Annotated in this window: 6 protein-coding genes; 5 read left to right on the top strand and 1 reads right to left on the bottom strand. The window is 48.9% G+C overall.

The features are described from left to right. Positions 1–801: 801 nt before the first annotated feature. The 5 genes from HMPREF2955_RS08975 to HMPREF2955_RS08995 all read left to right on the top strand — a co-directional run bounded on the left by HMPREF2955_RS08975 (position 802) and on the right by HMPREF2955_RS08995 (position 9,349). The gene (locus tag HMPREF2955_RS08975; RefSeq protein WP_070722841.1) at positions 802–3,954 is read left to right on the top strand and encodes a SusC/RagA family TonB-linked outer membrane protein; all 3,153 of its coding nucleotides are present in this window, start codon (positions 802–804) and stop codon (positions 3,952–3,954) included. A gap of 22 nt (positions 3,955–3,976) precedes the next feature. Then, positions 3,977–5,707, top strand: a complete 1,731-nt coding sequence (locus tag HMPREF2955_RS08980; protein ID WP_070722774.1) for a RagB/SusD family nutrient uptake outer membrane protein — start codon at positions 3,977–3,979, stop codon at positions 5,705–5,707. A 35-nt stretch (positions 5,708–5,742) separates the two neighbouring features. Next, complete coding sequence (locus HMPREF2955_RS08985) at positions 5,743–6,654, top strand: hypothetical protein (protein ID WP_070722776.1); 912 nt, start codon at positions 5,743–5,745, stop codon at positions 6,652–6,654. 62 nt (positions 6,655–6,716) lie between these two features. Continuing rightward, on the top strand, positions 6,717–7,736 hold the full coding sequence (locus HMPREF2955_RS08990; protein WP_070722777.1) for a M64 family metallopeptidase: 1,020 nt from the start codon (positions 6,717–6,719) through the stop codon (positions 7,734–7,736). Positions 7,737–8,224: 488 nt separating this feature from the next. Next, positions 8,225–9,349: an acyltransferase family protein gene (locus tag HMPREF2955_RS08995; protein ID WP_070722844.1), complete on the top strand. Its 1,125-nt coding sequence runs from the start codon at positions 8,225–8,227 to the stop codon at positions 9,347–9,349. Between the two features lie 80 nt (positions 9,350–9,429). Here HMPREF2955_RS08995 and HMPREF2955_RS09000 read toward each other — a convergent pair whose 3' ends face one another. Then, positions 9,430–10,191 carry a hypothetical protein gene (locus HMPREF2955_RS09000; RefSeq protein WP_070722779.1) on the bottom strand — a complete coding sequence of 254 codons (762 nt, stop codon included), beginning with the start codon at positions 10,189–10,191 and terminating at the stop codon, positions 9,430–9,432. Between the last annotated feature and the right edge of the window lie 373 nt (positions 10,192–10,564).

The following is a 10,564-nucleotide window of genomic DNA, read 5'->3' on the forward strand; positions in this document are numbered from 1 at the left end:
TTTGGCTTAACGAAAACGTTCATCTTTCGTGTTTTGACATAAATACGTCCATTTTGACATGAGAACAGATGAAACATAAAGAATTGCGCTTTATTTTTTTCCTCATTATGTGCCATGGGAAAGATGCTTTCAACTTGTAAAGAAGGTATTGAAAGAACTCTCGCCAGGTTACCTTTTTGAGACAGAGCCATGTTTTGCCGCAGGCGAATGGGGCGGAATTTCAGATTTCATCATATCTTTGTCCTGTTCTTCATATATGAGCGGGGCGTTTATCTTGGTTTCACAGCACAAAGACATAAACTCCTCTCAATCTCTAGAAATATTAAAAGTCAAGACGACATCTGCATATATTTTCATTAATCTTACAAGGCGGCCGTTCTTTCTGTGTGCCTTAACAACCGCACAAACTATTGAACATAAGTAACTTCAAGAAAGACACTCACATTGTGCCACGCCAACAAAATTCAACGAACAAGCTTTTTTTCTCGCCAAATCTTTGCTGCATTTGCAGAATTTAATTACATTTGCCATCCAGAGAGTGAAATGAATATAAAAGCTCTTGGCAAGTTTTGGAAATAACCTAACAATGTATTTTGAGTTTTATCACGGCATTATTTTGCGGACTTGGTTGAAATTGACGGTAAGGCCACGCTGTTGAAAGAGCCGCGAAAGAAACGTGACACGGCAGAGAAAACATTGGAGGACTATGGTTGCAATGCGTCCTTACCATAGGGGATTTTTTAGAACGAGCCTTTCAAACCTAACAAAAAACATACTATTAACAATTGACTTTACTCTATGATGAGAAGAACTGCAACATTAATGATTCTGTGCCTTGTGGCTTTCTTCGCCGCAGCACAGACAATGAAGGTCAGTGGAACGGTGGTAGACGAGTCGGGCGAACCCATTATCGGAGCCTCGGTAAAGGTTAAAGACACAACGCTGGGCGCGGCCACCAACCTCGATGGAAAGTTTACGCTCGACAACGTACCACGAACGGCACGCGAGTTAATCGTTTCGTACATCGGTATGAACACGGTAACGGCAACCATTAAGCCCGAGATGCGCATCGTCATGAAGTCGGATGCGAAACAAATCGATGACGTTATCGTGGTGGCTTTCGGTAAGCAAAAGCGCGAGGCGTTCACTGGTTCGGCCGGCGTTCTTAATGCCGACAAGATTGCCGAGCGACAAGTGAACAACCCCTTGTCGGCCCTTAACGGCAAGGTTTCGGGCGTACAGATGATCGAAGGAAACGGTCCGTCGTCGTCGCCCACCATCCAAATCCGCGGCATCAGTTCGCTCAATGCCGGCAACGGGCCGCTCATCGTTGTCGACGGACTGCCCTATTCGGGCTATTACAGCGACATCAATCCCGCCGATGTAGAGAGCATCAGCGTGTTGAAAGATGCCGCCTCCAACTCACTTTACGGCGCACGTGGTGCCAACGGCGTTATCCTTATCACCACCAAAACGGCCAAACGCGGCAATGCCGTTATCTCGGTAGACGCCAAGTGGGGCTTTAACGAAGATGCCAAAGTGGATTACGACAACGTAAAATCGCCCGGCGAGTACTACGAAATGTTTTATAAAGCCATCTACAACAAGTTTCATTACGGCGACGGAATGGATGCTTACTCGGCCTATCTCAAAGCAAACGAAACCATTTACAAGCCTGGTAGCCAAGGCGGACTGGGCAGCATCGTGTACAGTGTGCCACAAGGCGAATACCTTATAGGACAAAACGGCAAGCTAAACCCACATGCAACATTGGGCAATGTGGTTCGGCACAACGGCAAAGAGTACATGCTTTATCCCGACGATTGGAAGAAAGAAGGACTGCGCAAAGGCTTCCGACAAGAGTATAACATCGGCATCAATGGCGGAACAGACATCTTCAAGACCTACGCCAGCATCGGTTACATGAAGAATAATGGTATTTGCTATGGCTCAGACTACACGCGCTACTCGGCTCGCTTAAAGTCGGAGTACCAAGCACGCAAGTGGTTAACCTTCGGCGGAAACATCAGTTACACGCATTCCGAATCTAATTCGTCGGGCAATGCGTTCGGTGCAGCCCACCAAATACCTCCCATCTACCCCTTATACCTTCGCGATGGCAAAGGCAATATCATGTACGACCGCAACGGAAAGATGTACGACTATGGCAACGGAGCGGTTAACGGCGTAACGAGAGAGATTTTCTTAAACGATGCACCCTTGCAAAACGATCTTCTGAACATATCGACCAACAGTAGCAATGCCTACGGAATGCAAGGGTATGCAGACTTTTCGTTCCTCGAAGACTTTAAGCTTACAACCAACGTAAGCATCTATAACACCGAAAACCGCGACAACGATGCCGCCAACCCATATTATGGGTTCGACAAAACTCGTGGCGGACAGGTTGGCGTTTCGCACTATCGCACCTTCGCTTTCAACACGCAGCAACTGCTCAACTATAATAAGGAGTTTGGGAAACACACCGTTTCGGCCCTGTTAGGCCACGAGTACACACGCAACAGCAGCACTACCCTTACGGGAAGAAAGAACAACATCTTTGCTTATAAGATGAACACCGAGCTGTCGGGCGCGCTTACGCTGGTGTCGGCAAATAGCTACAAGGACCTCTATAACATCGAAGGCTTCTTCTTCCGCGGTCAGTACGACTACGATAGCAAATACTTTGCATCGGCATCGTTCCGTCGCGACGGCTCTTCGCGCTTTCACCCAAAACATCGTTGGGGTAACTTCTGGTCGTTTGGCGGTGCTTGGATAATGACCAAGGAAAAGTGGTTCAAGCCTAAATGGGTTGACATGCTGAAACTTAAAGCCAGCTTTGGACAGCAAGGTAACGATGACATTGGCGACTTCTACTACTCAGACTTCTACGACCTGCTGGCTGTAAACGGCGAGGGTTCATTGGCTTTCAGCAACAAAGGTAAGCAAGACATCACGTGGGAAACCAACACCAATATAAACGCTGGTTTCGAATTCGAACTCTTTAAGCGCCGACTTACGGGCAGTGTAGAACTCTATCAGCGCAAAACCACCGACATGCTGCTGTGGTTCTCGGTGCCTCCTTCATTGGGATATGATGGCTACTACGACAACGTTGGCGACATGATGAACCGCGGTATCGAAGTAAACCTCGACGGCGAAATCATCCGCACGAAGGACATAACGTGGTCGATGAACTTCAATATCACGCACAACCGCAACAAGATAAGCTATCTTCCCAAAGAAAATAAAACGTTAGAGAAAGAGGGACACGCAGGTTATTCCAACGGTTCGCGCTATATCGGCGAGGGTTTACCCATCAATACGTGGTACATCAAGAAGTTTGCAGGCGTAAACGAAGAAGGATTGAGCACCTGGTATTATACCGACCAGGCAACAGGCAAGCTGAAACCCACAACCGATTACAGCTCGGCCGACTACTATTTAGGTGGTAGTCCGCATCCCGACGTGTACGGCGGTTTCGGCACTTCGGTACGCGCCTACGGCTTTGACTTGAACATCAGTTTCATATACTCTCTCGGAGGCAAGGCCTACGACAACGGATACGAAGGCATGATGCGCAACCCCGAGCCCTCGATTGCACCGCAGGCTTACCACAAAGACCTGCTCAATGCTTGGACACGTGAGAACCCCAACAGCAACATACCGCGTTTCCAATACGGCGACTTGAAAACAACCGCCTTCTCTGATAGGTTCTTAATCGATGCTAGCACGCTCACCTTCAAGTCGATAAGTTTGGGCTATACCTTCCCCGCACAGCTAATAAAGAAACTGCAACTAAGCAGCTTGCGCGTGTTCCTCTCGTGCGACAACGTGGCCTATTGGAGCAAACGCAAGGGATTCGACCCCCGAACAAGTCTCAATGGTAACGTAAGCGACAGTGCATACTCGCCCATGCGCACAGCATCCGCTGGCATATCCGTTAAATTCTAACAACAACGAAAGGACAACATTTATGAAACGGTTCATTAAACACATCATATTGCTCAGCCTAACAGCACCTACCTTAACTGCCTGCCTAGAAGAAGCGTACCCAGGACAGGGTTTCACGCACGAACAACTGTTTGAAACCGACAATACGGCAGCCGCCCTAAGCAAGGCCATACCTGGTGCTATGCTGCGCATGGGCAAAGGAAACGGACACTACGGATATGCGGGGTTATTTATGGACAGAGAAGCTATGTGTGCCGAGATACCCGTTTACGATATGCTGTACGACTACTATCAAGACGAGGGATTCGACCGCAATTACAGCCCCGAATATTATGTGGCAACAGATTGGTGGCCTTTCTACTACGAACTTATAAAGAAAGCCAACCTCACAGTGGGAGCGGTTGCCATCAACGAGAATACAAGTACCGAAGAGCTTGCCCATGTTGGCAACGCGCTAGGTTATCGCGCGTTTGCCTATTACGACATGGCTTTCGCCTACGAGTATAAGAAAACAGGGTATGCCAAACTGGATGACAAGGCTGGAATCGATAAAATCTACGGCCTTACTGTACCTATCCGCACCGAGAGCACCACGCAACAAGAGGCTACAACAGATAGGCGTGCGCCCTTCTACGTGATGTATCGTTTTATCATGACCGACCTAGACCGAGCCGAAAAATATCTGCAAGGCTATAAAAGAAGCGGGGCAAACATGATGGACCAAGGCGTTATCTTTGGCATTAAGGCACGCATGTGGTTGCAACTTGGTACGCGTTTCGAGAAGTACAACGCCGACTTGCAGGAACAATTGGCACACGAAAACGACGAGGCACTAGCTAAATACAACAAGCTGGGCATCACATCGGCCAACGATTGCTTTAAAAAGGCGGCCCAATATGCACGCTTAGCCATTAGCGAAGGCCATCGCCCACTTACCAAGGCCGAATGGTTTAACAGCACAACGGGCTTTAACACGGCCAACGAAGCGTGGCTGTTGGCCGTGCAAATCAACTCGAACGACATGACGAATGGGTCTAACTGGAACTGGAAAAACTTTGTTGGCAACATGTCGCCTGAAAATACTTTCGGCTTAAACAACCTCGAATACAAGGCTTTCCGCATGATAGACGCAGGCTTGTATAAAGGCATCGAGAACGGCGATTGGCGTAAAAACACGTGGATTGCCCCAACTGACGCTGGCCAAACTGCGGCATACCCGAAGTACACCACGCTCTACAAGGCCGAAGATTGGGCCAAACTTCCAGCCTATACCAGCTTAAAGTTCCACCCACGCAGTGGAGAAATGAAGAACTACAAAGTAGGAGCGGCTGTCGATATTCCGTTGATGCGCGCCGAGGAAATGTTCCTCATTGAGGCCGAGGCCAAAGCCCATTACGAGGGATTGGCAGCTGGCAAGCAGGCATTGACCAATTACCTGAACACCTATCGTTATGACGACAACTCTTATCAGTGCACCGCCACAACCATGGATGCCTTTAACGATGAGATATTACGCCAAAAACGGATCGAGTTCTGGGGTGAAGGTATAGTCTTCTTTGACTACAAACGACTCGAAAAAGCTGTCATCCGTCACTACGAAGGCTCTAATCATCCTACGGACTATCAATGGAACACCAAGGCGGGTTTCGTTGCACCGCGCATGAACATCTGCATCAGCCACTACGAAAGGCAGTACAACGCAAACATCGTTAACAATCCCGACCCCACGGGCGTTCACGAGGAAAAGAAGTAAGACATTGTTTTTGATAACACAAAACAGCTTTTAGAATGAAAACATTTAAGCATATAGGTCTAATAGGGGTGCTAACTGCCGTGGCATTGTTCACGGCCTGCTCCGATAAAGACGACTACACACCTGGCCCCGAAGTGGCCAGTGGATGCCAGCAAGTGCGTTTCGCACCCACCAACAACAACATCTGCGTGATGGATACGGCCGACATCAACGATCGTACCGCCACGCTGACGCTTAAAAGAAACAACACGGGTGCAGCTCTCACCGTGAAGATTACCGCCTTTTCGCAACCGGCAGGATTGCAGCTGCCAGCCGAAGCAACCTTTGCCGCAGGCGACTCGCTGGCCACAATCACCATCAAAGCTCCCGAAAAGGTGGCTGCCAAAACGGTGTACAGCTACGAACTTAAACTAGAAGGCAACGATGTAGACCCCTATTCTAAACTGGATGGCGGCGTGGTATTCTCTGGACAGCTCAACTTCCCCATGTCGAAGAAGGCCGAATTTTATGCCGACCCTGCTTCGAAAAACTATGCGCTATTCAACGCTTGGACGGAGACGGTGATGGTTTTAGGCAACAACAACTTCTACATCAAAGACTTTATGCACTCTGGAGAGAACCTCTGGCTCATAACCAGTTCAACAGGCGTGCTCGGAGTTAAGAGCGATTCGTGGACAAAAAACTGCATCGTGGCAGACACTTCTGCACCAGGCAGCTACTCGTATCACTTCAAAAAAGTTGTAGACAAGCTGCTGAAACCCTATCCCCTTTATCCGCTAGGCAACGCTAGCGGTAAGCCGTGGATTAGCGAATTGACACTATACGGAGGGCCCGATTACTCTTCTTACAGCTCAAACGGCACTTGGGGTAAAATCTATATCGAGCATGCCAAGTACAGCACAGGCGAAGAGGAGAGTTGGGTTTACCTTTATTTCCAACTAAAATAAGCTACAATGGAGAGGCCAAGATGCGATGGCCTCTCCGCTTTTCAACCACTAAAACAACACTTATGCTTTATAAATTCAAACATTTAACTTACATCGCCCTTGCCCTTCTTGCGCTAACGTTTACGGCATGTAACGAAAGCGGCGATGACGTTGAGGAAACTTCGCTCATTAAACAGAACGATGAAATTGTGGCCTTAGACGGGAAAGTAACCACGCTGCAAACGGCAACAAAGGGCAATGGCTATAACATCATCCTCATGGGCGACGGGTTTACGGTAGACTTGATAAAGAACGGAACCTACGAAGAGGTGATGAAGAAGTCGGCCGAACATCTGTTCGCGCTCGAACCGATGAAGTCGCTTAGGCCTTATTTCAATGTCTACGTCGTTCAAAAGGTTTCACTTAGCAGCGACTTAAGTGGCTCTACGGCCTTGGCAAGCACCATTAAGAACGGTAAGGTTTGCGGATTCATCAACGATGACAACCTAGACTACAAGACCATGCTTTACGCCTCGACCGTTCCTGGCTATAAAGAAGAGAACTCTGTTATCAGCGTGGTGATGAACACCACCAAACCAGGCGGCATTACATTCTGGGGCAATTGGGGTTCTACATTGTCTTGCGCCTATACCACGCTCTATGGCGGTGTTGATGGTCCCTACTTCCGACACACCATCGTACACGAAACGGCTGGGCATGCTATCGGCAAGCTCGACGACGAATACGACTTGCAGAACCTCGACCTCGATGATGCCGGCCGCGAGCGTTTCACTTACGGTCACACTTTGGGTTGGTTGATGAACGTTTCAACAACCAATGATGCCACCAAGGCACCTTGGGCCGAGTTCTTGGCCGACACGCGCTATGCCAATCAAGGCCTAGGGCTCTTCCTTGGAGGTGGCGCACGTTATGCCACTGGCGTTTGGCGGCCTAGCGAAAACAGTATTATGCGCACCACGGATGTCGACCATATTGAGTTTAACGCCCCTTCGCGCCGAGCCATCTACAACAAGGTGATGCAAGTAACAACGGGTCGCACGCCTACTTACGAAGAGTTCGTGGCCTTCGACCAAAAGCGATAACCGCCCCAATCCGCGGCAACTCGCACACCATCTTCACGCCTTACATTTCGCAATCAGCTTAGGATTGGCGAGTGTAAGGCGTGAAAGGTGAAAAGGTGAAAAGTTGAAAGGGTAAAATGGTAAAAGATGGCTAGTGCCAACTATACATTTGGCTTAACTCCTTAACTCCCTAACTCCTTAACTCCTAAAAGTGAAAGGTGAAAAGATGGCTACGCTACTGAGAAACGAGTTGAGCTAGCATAGTAAGGAACCTGGTTATCCTAGGCCTTCTAGTTCTTCTTGGTTTTCTTGTTATCCTAGATTTCCTGGAAATTCTAATAAACCTAGTCCTTCTTGCAATCCTTGTTTTCTAATTATTCTAGCTATCTAGCTATCTTCTAAGTAATCTAGTAGTCCTGCATACGCCCCCATAGTTTCAACGACGTTTTGCCATTCCCGCTTTTTTGCTTACCTTTGTGCCTTATAAAAACCAAACGCATACCGCTTACATGACCTCAAACAACACCTCTGCGGCAGCTTTTGCCGATACCAAGCCACACTATCACTTGCTAGACGGATTGCGCGGCGTTGCCGCCCTCGTGGTTATTTGTTATCATATAGGCGAAGATTTTGCCACAAACTGCCTCACGCAGTGTGTCAATCACGGCTATTTGGCCGTCGATTTCTTCTTCATGCTATCGGGTTTCGTTATCGGTTATGCCTACGACGACCGCCTAAAAACAATGGGCATTATGGCCTTTGTTAAGCGAAGGGTTATCCGCCTACATCCCATGGTGGTGATAGGTGCTCTCCTTGGCGGACTGTTGTTTTATGCCCAGGGCACCGAATATTTAAAAGTGTCTGATGTGCCTGTGGCCCTTTTGGCCTTCGCCACGCTGCTGAATCTATTTCTAGTGCCTGCTTGGGGAGGTGTAGAGGTACGTGGTTTTGGTGAGATTTTTCCGCTTAACGGCCCCACATGGTCGTTGTTTTTCGAGTATATTGCCAACCTGCTCTATGTGTTGGCCATTCGCAAGTTGTCTACGCGTTGGCTCGCCATGCTGGTATTTGCCATAGGTGGCGCGCTGTTTGGCTACGCCATAACCAACGAGTACGGCAACCTAGGTGCAGGATGGACATTCGCCAACTATGGTTTTTGGGGCGGATTGCTCCGCGTGATGTTCGCCTTCCCGGCCGGCTTGTTGCTTTCGCGCGTATTTCGTAAGTGGCGGGTGCGCGGTGCTTTCTGGTGGTGTGCCCTAGCCATTGTGGCCGTTACTGTGCCTCCGCGCCTAGGCGGAGAAAGCCAAATGTGGGCAAACGGCATATACGAAGCGCTTTGTGTGTTGCTGGTTTTCCCTCTTGTGGTGTGGATAGGCGCATCGGGAGAAACCACAGATGCCCTTTCTACGCGTATATGCAACTTCCTAGGCGACATTTCTTATCCAATTTACATCATTCATTTTCCCCTCATCTACACCTGTTTTGCTTACGCAAAGAGGCACGACACACCTTTCTGCCAAACCATTCCGCAAGTCCTAGCCCTTGTGTTTGCCTGCATCGCCCTGGCTTGGGTATGCCTTAAATTCTACGATATGCCCGTAAGGCGATGGCTGCAAAAGCGATTTGTGTGAGCGCAACGAAGTAACACGGCTGCTTTTGCATGCTAACTGCCATGTTAAATCCCAATCGACCGTCAGACCGCTGATGCACACTACTGGCGCATTTCTTTGGCCATTTCTTTGGCCTTGTCGCCGGTTAGTTTGTGTTCTGCCAGGTAGTTGTCCATCAGTTGGGTTTTCTCCTTAAACTCGAAGGGTTTAGACAACTTGCCGATGGCGGCCCTAAGAGGTAGCTGTTGGAAGTAGGGTGCGGTGTCGCCAAGCCCTATTCTCGCGCCGTGCATCAGGTACGACTTGTCGCGCGGGTCGGCAGAGGCATCTACTTCAAACAGCACTTGTTGTCCTTCAACAAGATGAAAGAGGGGTGCAAGCATGAATGTGCCTGCATGGTGGGTATCGAAGAAGTGGGCATCAAGGATGTTGGCCGATGCGTTTACACTGCGCATGAAGTGCATCAGCACATTGTTTGGCCCGAAAACCATGCTGCCGTCGGCAAAAACCGCGCTGCGAATAAGGGCCGAATAATAATAGCCAGTGCTTACAGAGAGCGAAATGCCCATGCAAACGCGATTGTCCATCTTATACGGTGAGGTGGCCTCCTTGCCTCGGCGGTGCACATATAGTTCGCCAAAATGGTTGGCTTGCAGCTCGTTGGTGTGCACGTAGGGGTCTTCGAACACGCCTGCGCGATAGAAATAACTTTCTAACTCGATGGGATAGAGTTCCACCTCGCGTGCACGTATCTTATAATGGTGTAGCAGTTGGGCTGTGGTTTGTTGCAGCACGCTTTCTATTTCAGCCTTTTGTGTGGTGGTGGCAAGTTGTGCCAACATCTCTTTCATGTTCGTTTCCATATCCTATTGGTTTTGCATTATCAGGGCCTTTGCCGCATAATGGCATCGGCCAACAATACAAAAGTAACAAAAAACGGGGTAGGGTGTACGCGCCAGTAAGGAAAATTAATAAAGATTATTACTGCTGCCTGCTAAAAGATTTGGAGCTGCAAATAGGGTGTTCAGGTGGCCGACAAATAGAAAAATTGGTTTCACCTCTCACCCAAAGTAAGCCCCTCTCTGTTCTTCACTAGCGCGATATGGCGGAAAGCCGATAGGGTTAAAGGCGCAACTGGGTGAAACGCAAACGCCCTGCGCGCCTCGTTGCCCTATGCTCTTACCTCAAAAGGGACTTAAAAATGTTCGCATCATTGCGCCCATCATGTTTAGTCTT

The organism is Prevotella sp. HMSC073D09, from assembly GCF_001814145.1.
In the GTDB taxonomy this organism is placed as follows: domain Bacteria; phylum Bacteroidota; class Bacteroidia; order Bacteroidales; family Bacteroidaceae; genus Prevotella; species Prevotella conceptionensis.